The following is an 18,933-nucleotide window of genomic DNA, read 5'->3' as shown; positions in this document are numbered from 1 at the left end:
TAACCGCTTATAAGAACAATGTTTTATGAACATGTGCTTGGTAGTGATGAAGACGTTTCATTACTCGAACTCCGACGAAAGTAATTTAAACTTGGTCACGTATTTTTAAGGAGATTATCCGTGAGCACCGATAATAACGGTGGCATTCAACGCCCCGATGGAAAAGTAAACGCAATAGATACTGACTATCAAATTGGTCAGGATAACGTTGCGCTAAAGGTAGGCCCATTTGGCCTTGATATTCACAACCGTGTTTTTGCAATTTCTGGCTTAGCAATCGTCATGTTTGTTGTGATAACACTATTATTCCGAGAACAGGTAGAGCCGTTTTTTGCAGACCTACGAGCGGGTTTGTTACACAATTTAGACTGGTTTTTTCTCGCTTCAGGTAATATTTTTGTCATTGTCTGTGTCGGATTGATCTTCACACCATTAGGCCGTGTACGAATCGGTGGTACTGAAGCAACACCGGATTATTCGTATGCCGGATGGTTGGCAATGCTATTTGCTGCAGGTATGGGCATTGGTCTCGTATTCTTCGGTGTATCAGAACCGATGTCCCATTTTAGTTCTGCGATTGGTGGCGTGAGCGTTGAGAATGGTGTACGTACTGACTGGGCACCGCTAGGTGGTGCAGAGGGCGATGCAACTGCAGCTTCGGCATTAGGGATGGCTGCGACGATTTACCACTGGGCACTTCATCCGTGGTCAATATACGCGCTCTTGGCTCTTGGGCTGGCTATCTTTTCATTTAACAAAGGTTTGCCACTCACCATGCGCTCAATTTTTTACCCTCTGTTTGGTGAGCGTGTATGGGGTTGGACTGGTCATATTATCGATATTCTTGCAGTGGTAGCGACGGTTTTTGGTTTAGCAACATCGCTAGGCTACGGTGCATCTCAAGCCGCAACGGGTTTGAACTTCCTGTTTGATGTCCCAATGACCAATACGACGCAGGTTATATTGATTATTGGTATTACTGCGCTCGCTTTAATCTCTGTTGTGGCTGGACTCGATAAGGGCGTGAAAATCTTATCTGAAATCAATATGGGGCTTGCAGCACTGCTATTGCTATTTGTTATTGTTGTTGGCCCGACGATTGCGATTTTAACTGGTTTCTTCGAGAACATCGTTTCCTATGTGGCTAATATCCCTGCCTTATCTATGCCATTTGGACGAGAGGATGTGAATTACTCTCAAGGCTGGACGGCGTTTTACTGGGCGTGGTGGATTTCTTGGTCACCATTTGTGGGTATGTTCATCGCACGTGTGTCTCGCGGTCGTTCAGTTCGTGAGTTTATTATTTGCGTTATTCTTATCCCATCTTCAGTTTGTGTGTTATGGATGACGGCTTTTGGCGGTAACGCAATTAGCCAATATGTTAATGATGGCTACGAGGCGGTGTTTAACGCAGAACTACCTTTAAAACTTTTTGCCATGTTAGATGTTATGCCATTGGCTGAGATAACATCTTTTGTCGGCATTATCTTAGTCGTGGTGTTCTTCATTACCTCTTCTGACTCAGGATCACTGGTTATTGATACTATTGCTGCGGGCGGTAAGGTCGATGCACCAACGCCACAACGCGTGTTCTGGTGTACGTTTGAAGGTTTGGTTGCGATTGCATTGATGTTGGGTGGTGGTCTAGCTGCTGCTCAAGCAATGGCGGTGACGACTGGTTTACCGTTTACTATTGTTTTACTTGTTGCAACGGTATCTTTGATAAAAGGTTTGATGGATGAACCTCGTCCAAAGGCGGTTTCTAAGAAATCAAAATAACTAGTATCAGCAGTTAAATTATTGATAAAAGCGGTATGCGAAAGCATGCCGCTTTTTTTTGGATTTCTATTTTTCTCTGAGAAATGAACAGCATGGAAAACGGTCTTATTCTGGTTGTTTTTTGTACTGTGCATTTAGGTGACTATTTAATAAATTAGACCTCGAACTATTTTAACTTTTGGTTAATAGGTTTATTTTTGTGATTTGAATCACAAAAATACCGATAAAAAGGCGGATTATTTGATTTTTAGTCGCGAGGGATGCCCATAATAAAAAGGAAATTTAATTAGACCTCAAAGGATATGTATTTTCACATGATCACATCAGCACCTTGGGTCCTTTATCCAGAGATTGGAGAAGACTCAAGTAAAAAATGGATTTTTCGTGAGCCTAAAATCTCTGATGGTGACGACATTTACAGCTTGATTGCAGACTGTCCTCCATTGGACATGAACTCATCTTATTGCAATTTCCTACAGTCTACGCATTTCAGCAAAACCAGTATTTTGGTTGAGCAAAAAGGCGAAATCGCAGGTTTCATTTCCGGTTATCAGAAACCAGACGAGCAAGACGTTTTATTTGTCTGGCAAGTTGCAGTCTCACCTCGCTTTAGAGGTCATGGTTTAGCATTCCGCATGTTGAAAGAACTTCTCACCCGAGAGGAATTAGGCGGTGTTAAATCGGTAGAAACTACCATCACGGAAGATAATAAAGCCTCTTGGGCACTGTTCAAAAAGTTAGATGCGATGAACGGCAATTCTGGCCAAGTAAGCACATTTTTGGATGAAGAAGCCCACTTTAAAGGCAAACACGATACAGAATATTTGTATCGCATTCCTCTCAAATAATCCTCAAACAATAGGAAATAAAAACGGTCTCATCATGGATATTTTCAAAAAGCAGGAATCCAACGTACGCTCATATTCAAACAATTTCCCGGTCGTTTTTCGTAAAGCGAAAGGCTGCTGGCTAGAAACAGAACAAGGTGAACGATACTTAGACTTCCTTGCTGGAGCGGGATCTCTAAATTACGGCCATAACAATCCAGTACTAAAACAAGCGTTGCTTGAGTACATTGAAATGGACGGTATTACTCACGGTTTGGATATGCACTCAGAAGCGAAAGCATCGTTTCTGGAAGCGTTGGATACTTACATCCTTAAACCAAGAAACTTGGATTACAAGGTTCAGTTTACGGGCCCAACAGGTACTAACGCTGTTGAGGCGGCATTGAAGCTGGCTAAAAAAGTAAAAGGCCGCGACAGCGTCGTTGCGTTTACTAACGGTTTCCATGGTTGTACTGCTGGCGCACTGGCTGCAACGGGTAACCAGCATCACAGACAAGGTAACGGTTCTAGTCTAAGTAACGTCACTCGTATTCCATTTGAAGGTTACGCTGGCGTAGATGGTCTTGCGCTGTTCGAAACCATGCTAAATGATAACTCTGCAGGTATGGATAAACCAGCCGCTGTACTTCTTGAAACTGTGCAGGGTGAAGGTGGTTTAAATGCTGCTTCAAACGAGTGGTTACAACGTTTGAGCAAAATCTGTAAAGCCAATGACATTCTTGTGATTGTCGATGACATTCAAGCAGGTTGTGGACGTACCGGTACTTTCTTTAGTTTCGAGCCGTCTGGTATCCAACCGGATATCGTGACGCTATCGAAGTCGATCGGTGGTTACGGTTTGCCGATGGCTGTCGTATTACTTAAGCCTGAGCTTGACCAGTGGAAGCCAGGCGAGCATAACGGTACGTTCCGTGGCAATAATCACGCCTTTATTACTGCTGCAAAAGCACTAGAAATTTACTGGGCAAACGATGATTTTGAAACACACATCAAGCAGTGTTCAGACAAGGTGAGTGCAGTGATTGACCGTTGTGTTCGTCGCTTTCCACAAATGTTTGTGCAGAAAAAAGGCCGCGGCATGATGGTTGGTATTGAATGTATCAATGGTGACATGGCATCTGAAATCGCGAAAAACTGTTTCGAGAATGGAATGGTGATAGAGACAGCGGGTCCAGACGATGAAGTTGTGAAGTTCTTCTGTCCACTAACCATCAGCGAATCAGAGCTAGATCAAGGACTAAGCATCTTTGAAAATGCAGTAGAGACTATCGCTGCGAAACATTTCAAACAAGCATCTTAATAAGGATTTTAATTATGATCGTCAGAACTCTAGATGAATGCCGCAACAGCGAACGACGTGTTGTTTCAGATAACTGGGAAAGTGTCCGCATGTTGTTGAAAGACGACAACATGGGTTTCTCTTTCCACATCACAACGATTTATGAAGATACAGAAACTCATATTCACTATCAAAACCACCTTGAATCGGTGTTTTGTATGAGTGGTGAAGGTGAGATTGAAGTTGTAGGTGGAGAAACGTACCCAATCAAACCAGGTACATTATATATCCTTGATAAACACGATGAGCACTACTTGAGAGCTTATAAGAATAAAGAAATGGTAATGGCGTGTGTGTTTAACCCACCGATTACTGGCGCTGAAGTGCACGATGAAAACGGTGTTTATCCTCTCGTTGACTAAAAGATGATGGTGGGGTGCTTTGCCACCCCACACTTTACTATCTCTTCTTTTTTCTTTTTAAAGTTACCAATCAAAAAAGGCTTATCATGACATTTACCGTAGAAAAAATCGGCGGTACATCAATGACAGCATTTGATGCTGTTCTCGACAATATTATTCTTCGTCCCAAAACACCATACAATCGTATTTTTGTCGTATCTGCATACGGTGGTATGACCGATGCGCTGCTCGAGTGTAAAAAAACCAGTAAACCAGGCGTTTATCAGCTTATCGCGAAACGCGACGACAAATGGGAAGAAGCGTTAGCGTACGTTGAAAGCCGTATGTTGCTGACCAATGAAAATATTTTTGCGGACCCAATGAATCGTATCCGTGCGGATAAATTCATTCGCTCCCGCATTGCTGAAGCGAAAAACTGTATCGCGAATATTTTAGAAACCTGTCAGTACGGTCAATTTTCGTTGCGCCAGTACTTGCCTCAAATTCGAGAGTTTCTCTCGTCTATCGGTGAGGCACATAGTGCTTACAACACAGCACTAAAACTAAAAAATATGGGTATTAACGCTAAGTTCGTTGACCTGTCTGGTTGGGATAATCAAGCGCCAAGAAGCCTTGATGAGTCGATCAGTGACGCGTTTGCTGATATCGATGTATCAAAAGAACTGCCAATCGTGACAGGTTATGCTTACTGTAAAGAGGGCCTAATGCACACTTATGACCGAGGTTATAGTGAGATGACATTTAGCCGAATTGCAGCAATAACAAAAGCGGATTTAGCAGTAATTCACAAAGAGTACCACTTGAGCTCAGCAGACCCACGCGTTGTTGGCCCTGAAAAAGTATTACCAATTGGTAGTACAAACTATGACGTAGCAGACCAACTTGCTAACCTTGGCATGGAAGCGATTCACCCAAATGCCGCTGCGGGTTTACGTGAAAGTGGTATTGAGCTACAGATTAAAAATACATTCGAACCTGAACACGAAGGTACTTTGATCTCTTCAAGCTACCGCCCAGAAGAAGACAAAGTCGAGATCATCGCAGGTAAAGAAAAAGTATTTGCACTGCATTTGTTTGACCAAGCAATGGTAGGAAAAGCCGATAACGTTAGTTACGAATTGATGGAAATCATCTCCGATGCTCGTGTAAGTTTGGTTGGTAAAGAGATGAACGCTAACTCTATTACTTACTATCTAGGTGGCAGTACTGATAGCTTAAACAAAGTATTGTATAAAGCCGAGAAACGTTATCCGAATGCCTCGATTAAAGGTCGTATGGTCGCGCTTATCTCAGCCATCGGTTCTCAAATTGATACCAACAAGACGTTGGCGAAAGGTGTGCTTGCATTGATGAATAATGGCGTTACGCCAGTTGCACTGCACTCATCATTGAGAAATGTAAATGTTCAATTTGTTGTCGGTGATAAGGAATACCAGCACGCGATTTGCGCATTGCATGATGAGTTTTTCCAAAGTAGCAGTGTAGCTAAATCGGTTAATGTGGCTTAGTTTATCCACGGTTAAAATACAAAGGAGAGCAGGTTAGCTCTCCTTTTTTTGTTTTTCAGTTTGTACTCACAATGCCCACTTTGTATAGGCTAAACAGGCGATTTAAGTAAGTTCCTATGTGGCGATACACATAAGCCAGCAGAATGGTCTGCTGGCTTATGTTACTGATTAACTAACGTTAACTTAGTTTACTTAAACTTGCTGATTTCTTGTTCAACTTTGTCTAGTTGTTGCAGCTTCTCTTGCATTTTTAGAGAGTCGTAGTTTAGTGAAGCAGGGTTCATCGCTGTGCCACGCTGCATTGGGTATTCTGGAAGTGTTTTAAAGAACTCTCCCACAACGTCTTGTACAGGTACAAATAGCCACATGTTGTCAGCCATCCAACGCAAGTACATTTGTGATTCGCTTGGGCCTTTTTCGAATGGGTCAGCGCGTAGGTGGATGATTTTAGGCCAGTTCGGAGCAAAACGAACTGCGTTACTTAGGTTCCCTTCAAGCGTTGCAAAGTGAAGTTTCCAGTCATTCCAGCGGACAGCGTTTAATTCACCATTAGACGTAAAGTAAAGCAGCGACTCACGAGGGCCTTTTTCTTCCTTACCTTCAAAGTATGGCATGAAGTTATAACCATCTAAATGCACACGCCATTCTTTGCCATTTGCTTTGTAGCCTTCTGCCAGTTTTTCTTTTACATCAGGTACGCCAGCAGCTGCCAATAATGTAGGCAACCAGTCTTGGTGTGCCATCATTTCATTGATCTTGGTTCCTGGCTTAATGACGCCTGGCCAACGAACCAGTTGAGGAACACGCATACCGCCTTCCCAAGTTGTACCTTTTTCACCATGGAATGGTGTTGCGCCACCATCTGGCCAAGTCATGGTTTCTGCGCCGTTGTCCGTTGAGTAGATAACGATAGTGTTGTCTGCAACACCTAGCTCATCCAGCTTGTCGAGTAAAACACCTACATGATCATCATGTTCCAGCATACCATCGGCATAAATGCTTACACCTGATTTACCTTGGTATTTTTCCTGCAAGCGAGTCCAAACGTGCATACGAGTGGCGTTATGCCAAATAAAGAAGGGTTTATCCGCCTTAACTGCTTTTTCCATAAATGCCAAAGAGCTCTCTAGGAACTCTTCATCTGCGTGCTCCATACGTTTTCGTGTCATCGGGCCAGTGTCTTCAATCTTACCGTCGGCATAAGACTTAATGACACCACGAGGGCCATAGTTTTTACGAAACTCTGGGTCTTTAGGGTAGTAATAAGTTTCAGGTTCTTCTTCTGCGTTTAGGTGATATAAGTTACCGAAGAATTCGTCAAAGCCGTGTTTTGTCGGTAAGTGCTTATCTTGGTCACCTAAGTGGTTTTTACCAAATTGACCCGTCATGTAACCTTGTTCTTTTAACAGATCTGCAATGGTTGGTGCCCAATCAGGTATGCCGTGGTCAGAGCCTGGCATACCAATTGTTAACAAACCCGTACGAAATGGCTCTTCACCCGTAATAAAGGCAGCGCGACCAGCAGTACAAGACTGTTGTCCGTAGTGATCTGTGAACAACGCACCTTCATTCGCGATACGGTCGATGTTTGGCGTTTTGTAACTCATCATACCTTGGTTGTATGCGCTGATATTCCAGTAGCCGATATCGTCACCAAAAATTGCCAGTATATTCGGTTTGTCTGCTGCTATAGCAGCACTAGACGCCGCTAACAGTCCTGCGCCTACAGCGATTTTGCTCAATTGATTTGCCATAAAAACTCCAGATTGTTGAGAGTAAAGATAAGCACAAGTGAGCCTTATGCTTAGTTGCTGCATAAGTTAATGATGTATATAGAAAAATCCTCTTATACTCGATATAACTATAAGTTATTGCTAGGTAGTAACCATTTGTTAATTAAGAAGAAATAGGATTGTCCTGTTAGTTTGTAGAGATTCGTAAAGTAGATTTAGATCACTGAAGAGCCTTATTTTTATTGCGTAGTAGAAGAGGGGATGGAAATGAAAAACAATAGGATGCTCGCTTGTTTTACGGTCCTAAAGCAATACTAAAGTCGTTATGTATTGCTTGTAATTATTTGTATAACCAGTGATTTAGTGTCTATATTGATTTAGGTTGTGCATTATAAATATAAGGATATCTATGAGTCAGTGGGCAGGCCGGTTTCGTATTTTATTGCTGGTCAACGTTGTTGTCAGTTTTATGGCTTTTTCTCAAGAGTTATTAACAGAGAAACCAAATATTCCTTTAGGCTTAAATCCAGAATATGCTGGCACACAAGCTTGTATAGATTGCCACCAAAACGAGGTGGAGGCCTGGAAAGGGTCACATCACGATATGGCCATGAAGCATGCAAGTACAACCTCTGTGCGTGGTAATTTTGATAACCATGTTGTAACACACAAAGGAATGCCTAATCGTTTTTTTAAAAAAGGCGGCGAATATTGGGTCAACATTCAAGGCTCTGACGGGCAATGGCATGACTATAAGATCAGCTATACATTTGGCTGGGAACCATTACAGCAGTACATGGTCGAGTTTGAAGATGGCCGCGTGCAGCTTATTCCTTTTGCTTGGGACACAAGAGCTAAAGTTGAAGGGGGACAGCGTTGGTTTCATCTTTATCCAGAAACGACAACAACGGATGAATTCTATTGGACCAATACCGGGCAAAATTGGAACTTCATGTGTGCTGATTGCCATTCAACGCACCTAAAGAAGAATTACGACGCTGACAAAAACACTTACAACAGCTCATGGTCAGAGATTAATGTGGGATGCGAAGCATGCCATGGTCCTGCTAGTCAGCACATAGAACTGGCCAAGAAATACAAAAATGCTGGCACTTCTTTTGAGCATGACAGCCATTATGGCTTTGATCGAAATTTGTCTAAAGCAGTGTCGGATTGGGTGTTTGAGGAAGGCCATAGTACGTTACAGCCGAAATCAATTGAAGCAACCAATCAAGTGCAAACATGCGCTCAATGCCATAGTCGCCGAACCCAGTTAAATGAAACAGGTGATCATGTTAAAGGTTCCTTTTTTGATAAATATCGCTTAAGTCTTATAACACCTGAACTCTACTATCATGATGGACAGATTTACGACGAAGATTATGTTTATGGTTCGTTTCTTCAATCTGAAATGGCGGAGAAGGGGGTCACGTGCACTAATTGCCATGATCCACACACGGCAGAATTAACGATCCCAGAAGAGGCAGTATGTTCGCAATGCCATATTGCATCTGAATATACACCTGAAAAGCATACCTTTCATAAGGCTGGATCTGAAGCATCGCAATGTACGACTTGTCACATGCCAGAAACGACTTACATGCAAGTCGATCCTCGTAGAGACCACAGTTGGCATATTCCACGACCAGATTTGAGCAAACATATTGGAACGCCCAATGTTTGCATGTCATGCCATGAAGATAAAAGCAATCAATGGGCCGATGAACAGATAGCAGAATGGTACCCGAATTCGAAGTATCGTAATCAGCAACATTTTGCTGTCGCATTTTATGCGGATTCAATTGGTCATCAAGGAGCAGCAAATGCGTTAGCATACTCTGCTCAGGATTCGTCTTTAAAAGACATTATTCGCGCCTCAGCCCTGGAGAGGATGGGAGGCAATACAGACCAAAATACAACAGTATCTTTGGCTAGGGCCGTTAAGAATGAGAATGAAATGGTTCGATTAGGGGCAATTTCAGGCTCGTCTGGTTATGAATTTCATGATCGGTGGCGGATTCTAGAGCCATTGCTTGATGACCCGGTGCTTTCAGTGAGAACGGAAGCTGCCTCGGTGCTGGTAGCGAACTACGCACAAATGACCCCTTTACAAAAAGATATCATTAAATCGCCTTTAGAAGAGTACATGGAAATTCAAGAGTTTAATGCCGATCGTGGTTTCGGAAGAACCAATTTGGCGAATGTGTACCGCAGCTTAGGTGAAATCGACAAAGCGGCCGAGCTGTATAAACAAGCGATCAGCATCGAACCCTATTTCGAAAATAGCTACGTTAACCTAGCAGATTTGTATCGTCACCTAGGTAAAGAAGAAGCTGCGCTCACGGTGCTACAACAAGGGATGAAAGCTCAACCTAAATCCAGCACGTTACCATACAGCGCAGGTCTTTCTTTGTTGCGTCAAGGCAAAGCTGATGATGCGAAAAAGCTACTTAGACGTGCCGCAGAAATTGGTGAAACTAATGCTCATTATTGGTACGTGTACGGTCTAGCTCTAGAAAAAAGCGATGTTCTAGAAGCCAGTAAAGCGTTGCAAACAGCATTTGAAGTCGGTGGCAATCCACAGCACTTGTATGCTCAATGCGAGGTTCTAGCGAGAAATCATAAAAAAGGTGCTGTCGCTTTTGCTTTCGATAGGTGCATACAAGAGCTTAGTCACTATGCACCTAAACAAGCTATTGATCAGCTTAAAGCCTCTATTGTCGGGGTCAATAGGAGCTAATTACCAAAAGTGGAGCTTTTATCGCTCCACTTTTTTCTTACTTAGTTTAATCAGCGTCTTTCGCTAATCTCAGCCCCATGTCGGACATGATGACTGACTGGCTAGCAAAATCGCGACGATAGTTTTCGGATTCGTCAGCATCATAGGCAAAGCTACCACCTCGTACAGACTTGTGTGCAAGGCTTTCTTTTTCATCTTTTGCGTTTACCGGATTATCACTTGGTGCTGATTTGTAATAACCTTCATCAAACGCATCAATAACAAACTCACCAACATTACCCGTCATATCGTATAAGCCAAGCTCATTCGGTTTTTTCTGACCTACCTTGTGTGCCTTATTGTTTGAGTTACTGGCATACCAGGCAACGTCGTTAATATCATCAGCTCCCGCGTAAGTGAATCCTTGACTTAGATTCCCCCCTTTCGCTGCAAACTCCCATTCTGCTTCTGTGGGTAAACGATAGTGCTCTCCCGTTTTTTCATTCAATTTCTTTATAAAATAATTGGCTTGTTGCCAGCTAATGTTATTTACGGGCGTATTTGGGTTTCTAAAATAACTCAGAGAAGAGCCTGTAACCGATTCGAATAACTCTTGGGTTACCTCAAATTTTGCCAAATAGAAATCTTCCACGCGAACGGTGCGAGCCGGGCGCTCGGATTTATTTGCTGACGGATTATCCGAGCCCATCGTAAATTGTCCACCTTCAATAAGAACCATATCTTGATCGATTTTTTGGGCAAGAGGGCTAGGTTGTGTTGTTGCACATCCAGTCATAATTAGCGAAATCGAAATAGCGGCACCAAGGTAAAGAGTATTACTTTTGGAATGCTTCATAGGGGAGCTCCATCAACATTTATGATCAAAGAATTTTATCAGGCAAGTCTATGAAAAACAGTTATACACACTATAACAAGCGCCACGAATAATTGAACATTATCATCACACTAGGCGATTAACTTAATGATTAGTCTTAGCGCCGTTGGGCACAGGCTAGCAACTAAGAAGGTGATGAATGCACATAACTCAAGGTCCGCAGTTCAATGGAAAAGCATCCAAGCGATTACATGTCATGGCGAAACCTATCGGTGCAGTGTGCAATATCGATTGCACCTATTGTTACTACCTAAGCAAACAAGATTTACTTGAGTACAAGCCAGGCTGCTCACCAGTCATGGATGAGGAAACGCTCGAGACCTATATCCGTCAATATATAGCGGGACAAAATACACCTGAAATTATTTTCTCTTGGCAGGGTGGTGAGCCGACAATGCTAGGTTTGGATTATTTCAAGACAATTGTTGAGCTACAGAATAAATACCGTCCCGATGGCATTACGATCTCCAATGACCTCCAGACTAATGGCACACTGCTTAACGATGAATGGTGTGAGTTTTTAAAGGCGAACAACTTTCTCGTCGGTTTAAGCATTGATGGCCCAGAAATGATGCACAACGCTTACCGAACAAACCGAGCTGGTAGAGGCACATTCCGGCAAGTTATGAATGCGGTTGAATTATTACATAAGCACGAAGTAAAGTTTGCTACGCTCACTTGTGTTAACAACTTGACCGGCCGTAACCCACTTGAAGTGTACCGATTCTTGCGAGATGAAGTACGCTCCCCTCAAATGCAGTTTATTCCAATAGTTGAGCAGAAAACATTCAGAACAACCGCCCCTCAAACTTGGGAGCCAAACGAGCAACTAAAGCAAGGAGATAAACGGTTGATCCCAGGTCATAAAGATGCCGTTGTTGAGCCTTTTTGCGTTGCGGATGAAGCATGGGGAAATTTTCTGATCGCGATTTTCAATGAATGGGTTTTACACGATATCGGCAACGTGTTTGTGCAGTACTTTGAAGCCAGTATCGAAACCTGGATGGGCAGAAAAAACCCACTGTGTACGTTAGGTGAAATCTGCGGGAAGGGCTTAGCAATGGAGCCTAATGGTGATGTGTTTGCGTGTGATCATTACGTGTACCCAGAATATAAGGTTGGAAACATTCATCACGAAAAGCTCGATACGCTCGCTTATAGCTCTGAGCAGCAGAAATTTGGGTTTGCTAAAAGTCGTACGCTGCCCCAACAGTGCCTTCAATGTGATTATCAATTTGCATGTTTTGGAGAATGTCCCAAAAACCGTTTTATCCGTACTAGGCAAGGTGAGCCTGGTCTTAATTATCTCTGCGCGGGTTGGAAGAAGTTTTTTACCCATGTTGATCAGTCGATGGCGTACATCTTACGAGCGACAGGTAACCCAGTGGTTCACGGTAAATACAGTGACCAGATTCTACGCCAGCAAGCTACTCAAACACAGACTGTGTTTGAAATGAAGTTTTAAGATAGTCACTACGCCTGCTACAGGCCCGGAAATGAAAGAATATAGGTTATTGAATGCAAAAAATTAAGCTGCTCTCTAAATCATTACTCGTGATCTCGATCGGCATTGCTACGAGTCAAGCCGTGGTGGCACAAGAAACAACATTGCTAGACCCAGATCAAGTATCGCCGACAACGGTTGTCACTCCACAAGAAGCTCAAATGACACCGGCGCAACGAGTCGAAAAGCTGTCTTATGATGCGCAAAATAAAAAGTTGTCTTCAGAAAAACGTATTGATGCTTTACGTGAGTTAGCCAACTATCCAAGCCAAAATGCATTGGTTGCAGTTGCGCGTGGGTTGCAGGATGAAGATGCAGGTATTCGCGAAGCTGCGATCGTGGGAGCACAACCATATATGATTGAGCACCGTTGGCGTTTGATTTCACCATTATTGAGTGATGACGCCGCCATGGTGCGAATTACAGCAGCGATTAACCTCGTTCGAGATTACGCCAATTTGAGTTCAGAGCAACAGCAGTCACTTGAAGGGCCTGTTTCAGAGCTGACAGCACACTTGTCCAGTAAGAACGATAATGTTTCCAAGTTATTACTTGCAGACGTTTACCGTTGGCATCGTGATTGGGATAAAGCGGCGCTGATATACCCAGAGTTAACTAAGCTTGAGCCAAACAACCCTCAAGTTTGGTTAAGCTATGCAGACAACTTCCGAGCGCAACAGCTAGACCAAAAAGCTATCAACGTGCTTGACGAGGGCATCAAGCTAAATTCAGAAGATGCCTCGCTGCATTATTCTAAATCTCTCGCTTTGGTTAGATTAGACAAAAAGAAAGAAGCGGCGTTTGAAATAGACAAAGCTGCGACGATGGCAAAGACGAACAGTTACTTTTGGTATTTAAATGGTGTTCTGCAAGAAGAGTTAGACTTGAAGAAGTCTGTCAACGCTTTTGAGCAAGCGTATTTGATATCCGGTGCTCCAGAACAATTGTATGCCGTGTGTGACATCTATGTCAGATACGGCAACCCTAAAACGGATGACTGTTTAACAGAGCTAACGAAGGTCGCTCCCGACTATGTTATTGAAGAGCTCAATCAGAAAAAGGGACGTAAAAGTGCCTCTACATCAGTTGAAGCCAATGAATTTAAACTCTAATCGGTAAATTCCATGTTCCTATTTCAATAAAATAGTGAACCAATTTAGTGACGGTGTCACTCTTTGGTGGCCGTTGGATATGTCAGTTCAATATGCGCCTGTTTCAATTGAACTATACTTTTGATTGGATTCGCACCTAGCACCTCAATATAAGGAATTAAGATGGCTATAAAGTTAAAGACGATTGTCTTAGCAACAGGTTTTGCTCTGTCTAGTTACGCTGTTGCTGCTGATATGCAAGATCCACTTCCGTCATGGAACAACACTGACGCTAAGCAAGCTATTATGGCGTTTGTTACGAAAACAACGACCCAAGGTTCGGATTCCTATGTTCCTGAAAGCCAACGAATCGCGACGTTTGATAATGATGGAACACTTTGGGCAGAAAAGCCTGTTTATCTACAGTTGTTTTTTGCGATCGATAGAGTAAAAGAAATGGCCTCTGAGCATCCTGATTGGAAGACAACCGAACCCTTTGCTTCCGCATTAAAAGGTGACATGGAGGGGATTGGTAAACAAGGACTCGAAGGTGTAATGAAGCTTGTTATGGCAACCCATTCTGGAATGTCTACTGAACAGTTTCATCAAGAAGTTAAGGAATGGTTGAAAACGGCTGTCCATCCAACAACGGGTAGACCATACAATGAAATGGTCTATCAACCTATGCTCGAACTGCTCGACTATTTAAGAGCTAACGACTATCAGACCTACATCGTTTCTGGAGGCGGAATTGAATTTATGCGCGTTTGGGCGCCGGAAGTATACGGCATTCCAACGCAAAACATCGTGGGGACGACGTTAAAGGCGGAATATCAAAGTGTTGATGGAAAACCTACCATCCAACGCATGCCGGAAATAGACTTTGTCAATGACAAAGCAGTAAAGCCTGTGACGATTCAAAACTTCATTGGCAAACGTCCGGTCATGGCGTTTGGTAATTCTGATGGTGATTTACAGATGTTAGAGTGGACGAAAGCAGGTTCAGGTCCAAGATTTTCTGCGATTATCCATCACACGGATGACAAGCGTGAATGGGCGTATGATAAAGATTCTCATGTTGGTAAGTTAGATAAATCGTTTAAAGTAGGTGAAGAGCAAGGTTGGCTATTTGTCGATATGAAACAAGATTGGAATCAAGTGTTTAAAGAGAGCACTAAATGATAATCTTTGTTTGACCATAAATTGCTGCAACCAAACAATTGCAACGAAATAAAAGGCCTCACAATTGAGGCCTTAGTTAATTCCACAGTAGCTTCGATACCTAGGGTCTAGTTTCTAGGTTGCTGTGTCATTGTTTCTACCACTTTTTCAATACTTAACGAGCTACCTTTCGTTGCAGGGAACTCCTTAAATGTCTCTAGGAACTTACGCACGATAGCTTGAGCAGGAACGAACATCCACATTTGATCAGCGTAAAAATGTCTGACGTAAAGTGCTGCATCTGGACCGACCTCAAATGGATCCATACGAAGGTTTACAATCAAAGGCCAACTAGGTGTTTTGCGGTATGCCTCATTAATGGCACCCTCCATAACACTGAAGTGGATCTTCCAGTCTTTATAACGAACGGCGTTTAAATTACCACCAGCATCGAAGTAAAAGATTTCTTTGCGTGCGCCTTCATCAGCTTTACCAGTCAGCAGATCAAGTTGGTTGTAGCCATCTAAATGTGCTTTAAAGGTTTTGCCCGCTGCTTTATGACCCTTCAATAGTTTTTCTTTCACATCAGGTTCGCCCACAGCTGCTAGTAGAGTTGGCATCCAGTCTTCTTGTGAAAAGATATCGTTGATAACCGTTCCTGGTTTAATGTTTCCAGGCCAGCGTACCATCATCGGAACGCGGAATCCGCCTTCCCAAGTCGTACCTTTTTCGCCCTTGAACGGTGTAGTACCACCATCTGGCCAGGTAAATTTCTCAGCGCCATTATCGGTACTAAAAACAACAATGGTGTTATCTGCTACGCCTAGCTCTTCAAGTTTATCAAGCATGACACCTACTTGATCATCTAGGTCCATCATGCCATCGGCGTATAAGCCGTAACCTGACTTCCCTTGATATTCTTCACTCAAATGTGTCCAGACGTGCATACGGGTTGAGTTATGCCAAATAAAGAATGGTTTGTCTTCTTTTACTGCTTTTTCCATAAAGGCCAAGCTAGCATCCATGAACTCTCGGTCTACGTTTTCCATACGCTTACGAGTAAGGGGACCTGTGTCCTCGATTTTGCCATCCGCAGTCGCCTTCAACACGCCTCGAGGTCCGAATTTTTTACGAAACTCTGGATCTTTTGGATAAAACTCAGACTCAGGCTCTTCTTCCGCGTTTAAATGGTATAGGTTACCAAAGAACTCATCAAACCCATGGTTAGTTGGTAGGTGCTCATCTTGATCACCAAGGTGGTTTTTACCAAACTGACCAGACACATAGCCGTGATTTTTAAGTAACTCTGCGATAGTAGGATCTTTCGATTGAATACCCTCTTTTGCGCCGGGCATACCAATAGTCAATAGACCGGTACGAAACGGATGTTGACCCAGAATAAATGAGGCTCGTCCGGCAGTACAACTCTGTTGTGCGTAAGCGTCTGTGAAAATGGCACCTTCATTGGCGATTTTATCAATGTTAGGAGTCTTCCCTCCCATCATACCATTGTGATACGCACTAATGTTGTATACACCTACATCGTCACCCCAGAACACAAGGATGTTGGGCTTATCGGCAGCAAAGGCTGTGGACGCAGCTAATGTACCGACCAATGCCATTACCTTTTTAATCGAGTTTCGCATGAAAATCCTCCGCGATAAATGAATCCATTATCGTTATATAACGTTACTAATTGTGTTCATCATGGCGAAGTCGAGTTAGATGACACCAAATGAGACAATGTAGTCAGTTGAATATAGTAGAGGTTTTTTGTTGCTTCCAAGTAATCCCTGTTTTTCAAAAATGTTAACTAACATGGACTAGACTTTAGTGTGTTTTAAGTGTGATAAGACGCACTTACAGGATTGAATTTCAATGAAAGGCGACACTATGAAAAATAAACTAGCAACTATCCTGTTTCTATGTATCCCGTTAGAAGTGGTTGCGGAAGAGACACCAAATGTCGTGGTAATGTTGGTTGATAACCTTGGGTGGGGGGAACTAAGTTCCTATGGGAGTACCAGAGGTGTTGAAACTAAAAACTTAGATCAACTTGCTAGAGAAGGTGTACGCCTTACTAATTTTAATGTGGAACCGCAATGCACGCCAACTCGCTCCTCATTCATGACGGGGAGGCGAGCGCTTAGATCTGGGACAGATAAGGTTGTTTGGGGAGTGCCTTACGGTATGGTGAACTGGGAGATAACCATTGCAGAGAAGTTTAAGGAACAAGGATATAACACGAGCCTTTACGGGAAATGGCATTTGGGAGACCAAAAAGGGCGCTTTCCAACGGATCAAGGCTTTGATGAATGGTATGGCATTGCAAATACGACGGATGAGTCAGAATATAGCTCTCAACCCGGTTATAAAGCTATATTACCTAAACCTCAAATCCTTTCAGCTAGAGCAGGGCAGGATCCTAAAGGGGTCAAAGAATATAATTTGGACTCACGTAGAACGATTGACAGTGAGCTAGTTGAACATGCCACAGATTTTATAAATCGAAATGTGAAAGAGAATAAGCCATTTTTCTCTGTAATTACTTTTACTCAACCACATTTACCGACGCTACCTCATCCTGATTTTATTGGTAAAACAGGCAAAGGAAATTACTCAGATGTGTTAGCTGAGATAGATTTTCGAGCTGGGCAAGTTATTGGTGCAATAGAAAAAGCAGGAATTAAAGACAATACACTAGTGATTTGGTTTTCTGACAACGGTCCAGAGTGGCATATGCCATACCAAGGCTCTAGCGGACCATGGCGTGGTGCGTACTTTACGGCTCTTGAAGGCTCTCTCCGAACACCATTTATTGCCTCTTGGCCTAACCACATCAAACCGGGCAGAGTGAGTGATGAAATTATCCATGTTGTGGATCTATTTGCCTCACTTTCTCATGTCGGTGGATACAAATTACCAAGCGATAGAACAATAGATAGTATTGATCAGTGGGCCTTTTTAAAGGGAGATAGTGAAAAGTCTAATCGAGATGGTTTTATCGTTAACAATGGCTCTGAAACCTACGCTTATAAGTGGGAAAATTACAAGATGCACTTTATTGATCAAGATATCATGCCGGAGAAAGGGCGCCCATTACAGATCCCTGAAATATACAATTTGATTGATGACCCTAAAGAGGAGTTTGATTTAAGAAATAATGCCACATGGTTATTTCCTATCATGATAGGAAAGAGAGTAAAGTTTGAATCTTCCGTTGCAACAAGCTGCGATACGATTCCTTTCCCTGCTCCATTTGGATATAAGCCCGATTGTAGCAAGGGGAATTTCAATCAATTTCCAGTGGATGGGTTACGCCAGAAGTAGTTTATCCCAATGGCTCTTTCTCGCATACATGAGGTATGTTTTTGGTTCAATATCTCATTAGAGCCATTTAGGGCCATGTTTTTTCTAGTTTCATTTGAACAGTCATATTCGTCGACCATACTTAAAGTTCGTTGTTTCATATGGGGCGAATTATGCAGCCAATACTCTACATTCAAATCGGTAATGTTCTTTGGGCGGTTTTAAGTGACGGTTCTTGGATCCAAATGTTGCCCAACGAACAATTAGTTCCAGAAGTAGAGGTGGTTGTTCTTAATACTGACATTCTCGATATTGCATTTAATGAAGATACAACAAGTGAGGATGAATCGAGTTCGAATGATCTTTTAATTGCATCTCAAAACGGTATTGAATCCACTTTTAATCAGAGCGTTCGAGATTTTAGTGAGTCTTCTGGTGGGTTAAGTTTTGTTGCCTATATTCGCGCTGTTTTACCTGAGCAACTCGTTTCTAATGGCTATGTTACTAGGCCAGCAGTGCAAGAAAGAGAGAACCCAACTTCTGAGACTCAGGCTCCTGAGCGGTTGAATCCCGATGCTATATTAACGGTGGATATTCTTGATGGCGGCGATGGATACGAAAACCAGTTTGAAGTTCCTAGTGTCACGATTCAAGGTGACGCACTCAAGATAAGCGATGAGTGGCT

General features: G+C 42.8%; 14 protein-coding genes. 11 read left to right on the top strand and 3 right to left on the bottom strand.

Translation table 11 applies throughout. The features are described 5' to 3' along the window. Positions 1 to 120 precede the first annotated feature (120 nt). The 5 genes from R8N47_RS05070 to R8N47_RS05050 all read left to right on the top strand — a co-directional run bounded on the left by R8N47_RS05070 (position 121) and on the right by R8N47_RS05050 (position 5,836). Positions 121 to 1,779 carry a BCCT family transporter gene (locus R8N47_RS05070; protein ID WP_005377772.1) on the top strand — a complete coding sequence of 553 codons (1,659 nt, stop codon included), beginning with the start codon at positions 121 to 123 and terminating at the stop codon, positions 1,777 to 1,779. A 314-nt stretch (positions 1,780 to 2,093) separates the two neighbouring features. Beyond that, positions 2,094 to 2,627, top strand: coding sequence for a diaminobutyrate acetyltransferase (gene ectA, locus R8N47_RS05065; protein ID WP_005393379.1), 534 nt, complete (start codon positions 2,094 to 2,096; stop codon positions 2,625 to 2,627). Positions 2,628 to 2,661: 34 nt separating this feature from the next. Next, a complete protein-coding gene (gene ectB, locus R8N47_RS05060; protein WP_017820939.1) occupies positions 2,662 to 3,927 on the top strand; it encodes a diaminobutyrate--2-oxoglutarate transaminase in 1,266 nt (421 codons plus the stop codon). Positions 3,928 to 3,941: 14 nt separating this feature from the next. Further along, entirely contained in the window at positions 3,942 to 4,328 is a 387-nt protein-coding gene (locus R8N47_RS05055; protein WP_005377769.1) for an ectoine synthase, read from the top strand. An 86-nt stretch (positions 4,329 to 4,414) separates the two neighbouring features. Beyond that, positions 4,415 to 5,836: an aspartate kinase gene (locus R8N47_RS05050; RefSeq protein WP_017820940.1), complete on the top strand. Its 1,422-nt coding sequence runs from the start codon at positions 4,415 to 4,417 to the stop codon at positions 5,834 to 5,836. 188 nt (positions 5,837 to 6,024) lie between these two features. Here the strand turns inward: R8N47_RS05050 and R8N47_RS05045 are convergent, their stop codons facing one another. Beyond that, positions 6,025 to 7,590, bottom strand: a complete 1,566-nt coding sequence (locus tag R8N47_RS05045; protein ID WP_130546076.1) for an arylsulfatase — start codon at positions 7,588 to 7,590, stop codon at positions 6,025 to 6,027. 388 nt (positions 7,591 to 7,978) lie between these two features. On the opposite strand from R8N47_RS05045, the gene R8N47_RS05040 reads away from it, so the two are divergent. After that, the gene (locus R8N47_RS05040; protein WP_017821944.1) at positions 7,979 to 10,309 is read left to right on the top strand and encodes a tetratricopeptide repeat protein; all 2,331 of its coding nucleotides are present in this window, start codon (positions 7,979 to 7,981) and stop codon (positions 10,307 to 10,309) included. A gap of 46 nt (positions 10,310 to 10,355) precedes the next feature. Here R8N47_RS05040 and R8N47_RS05035 read toward each other — a convergent pair whose 3' ends face one another. Further along, positions 10,356 to 11,084, bottom strand: coding sequence for a formylglycine-generating enzyme family protein (locus R8N47_RS05035; protein WP_372434443.1), 729 nt, complete (start codon positions 11,082 to 11,084; stop codon positions 10,356 to 10,358). A gap of 238 nt (positions 11,085 to 11,322) precedes the next feature. On the opposite strand from R8N47_RS05035, the gene R8N47_RS05030 reads away from it, so the two are divergent. The 3 genes from R8N47_RS05030 to R8N47_RS05020 all read left to right on the top strand — a co-directional run bounded on the left by R8N47_RS05030 (position 11,323) and on the right by R8N47_RS05020 (position 14,960). Continuing rightward, a complete protein-coding gene (locus tag R8N47_RS05030) occupies positions 11,323 to 12,648 on the top strand; it encodes an anaerobic sulfatase maturase (RefSeq protein ID WP_054579697.1) in 1,326 nt (441 codons plus the stop codon). Between the two features lie 53 nt (positions 12,649 to 12,701). Then, entirely contained in the window at positions 12,702 to 13,799 is a 1,098-nt protein-coding gene (locus R8N47_RS05025) for a hypothetical protein (RefSeq protein ID WP_017634003.1), read from the top strand. A 162-nt stretch (positions 13,800 to 13,961) separates the two neighbouring features. Next, the gene (locus R8N47_RS05020) at positions 13,962 to 14,960 is read left to right on the top strand and encodes an HAD family hydrolase (protein WP_213913825.1); all 999 of its coding nucleotides are present in this window, start codon (positions 13,962 to 13,964) and stop codon (positions 14,958 to 14,960) included. Between the two features lie 107 nt (positions 14,961 to 15,067). On the opposite strand, the gene R8N47_RS05015 is transcribed toward R8N47_RS05020, so the two are convergent. Then, a complete protein-coding gene (locus R8N47_RS05015; protein ID WP_033905220.1) occupies positions 15,068 to 16,585 on the bottom strand; it encodes an arylsulfatase in 1,518 nt (505 codons plus the stop codon). 247 nt (positions 16,586 to 16,832) lie between these two features. Here R8N47_RS05015 and R8N47_RS05010 point away from each other — a divergent pair, with 247 nt between their 5' ends. Both R8N47_RS05010 and R8N47_RS05005 read left to right on the top strand, forming a co-directional pair. After that, positions 16,833 to 18,269, top strand: a complete 1,437-nt coding sequence (locus tag R8N47_RS05010; protein WP_225455402.1) for an arylsulfatase — start codon at positions 16,833 to 16,835, stop codon at positions 18,267 to 18,269. Positions 18,270 to 18,421: 152 nt separating this feature from the next. Then, positions 18,422 to 18,933, top strand: a 512-nt coding sequence (locus R8N47_RS05005; RefSeq protein ID WP_171343225.1) for a hypothetical protein, incomplete at its 3' end; no start/stop codon positions are given.

This window comes from Vibrio sp. 2132-1, assembly GCF_033344315.1.
Note: the sequence above shows the minus strand (reverse complement) of the source record. Positions and strands in the feature narration are given on the sequence as shown.

Excerpts from the sequence above, each read along its gene's own strand:
- R8N47_RS05040 (WP_017821944.1), top strand. The coding sequence starts at position 7,979 with ATGAGTCAGTGGGCAGGCCGGTTTCGTATTTTATTGCTGGTCAACGTT.
- R8N47_RS05015 (WP_033905220.1), bottom strand. The coding sequence starts at position 16,585 with ATGCGAAACTCGATTAAAAAGGTAATGGCATTGGTCGGTACATTAGCT.
- R8N47_RS05030 (WP_054579697.1), top strand. The coding sequence starts at position 11,323 with ATGCACATAACTCAAGGTCCGCAGTTCAATGGAAAAGCATCCAAGCGA.
- R8N47_RS05035 (WP_372434443.1), bottom strand. The coding sequence starts at position 11,084 with ATGACTGGATGTGCAACAACACAACCTAGCCCTCTTGCCCAAAAAATC.
- R8N47_RS05020 (WP_213913825.1), top strand. The coding sequence starts at position 13,962 with ATGGCTATAAAGTTAAAGACGATTGTCTTAGCAACAGGTTTTGCTCTG.
- R8N47_RS05045 (WP_130546076.1), bottom strand. The coding sequence starts at position 7,590 with ATGGCAAATCAATTGAGCAAAATCGCTGTAGGCGCAGGACTGTTAGCG.
- ectB (WP_017820939.1), top strand. The coding sequence starts at position 2,662 with ATGGATATTTTCAAAAAGCAGGAATCCAACGTACGCTCATATTCAAAC.
- R8N47_RS05010 (WP_225455402.1), top strand. The coding sequence starts at position 16,833 with ATGAAAAATAAACTAGCAACTATCCTGTTTCTATGTATCCCGTTAGAA.
- R8N47_RS05055 (WP_005377769.1), top strand. The coding sequence starts at position 3,942 with ATGATCGTCAGAACTCTAGATGAATGCCGCAACAGCGAACGACGTGTT.
- R8N47_RS05025 (WP_017634003.1), top strand. The coding sequence starts at position 12,702 with ATGCAAAAAATTAAGCTGCTCTCTAAATCATTACTCGTGATCTCGATC.
- ectA (WP_005393379.1), top strand. The coding sequence starts at position 2,094 with ATGATCACATCAGCACCTTGGGTCCTTTATCCAGAGATTGGAGAAGAC.
- R8N47_RS05050 (WP_017820940.1), top strand. The coding sequence starts at position 4,415 with ATGACATTTACCGTAGAAAAAATCGGCGGTACATCAATGACAGCATTT.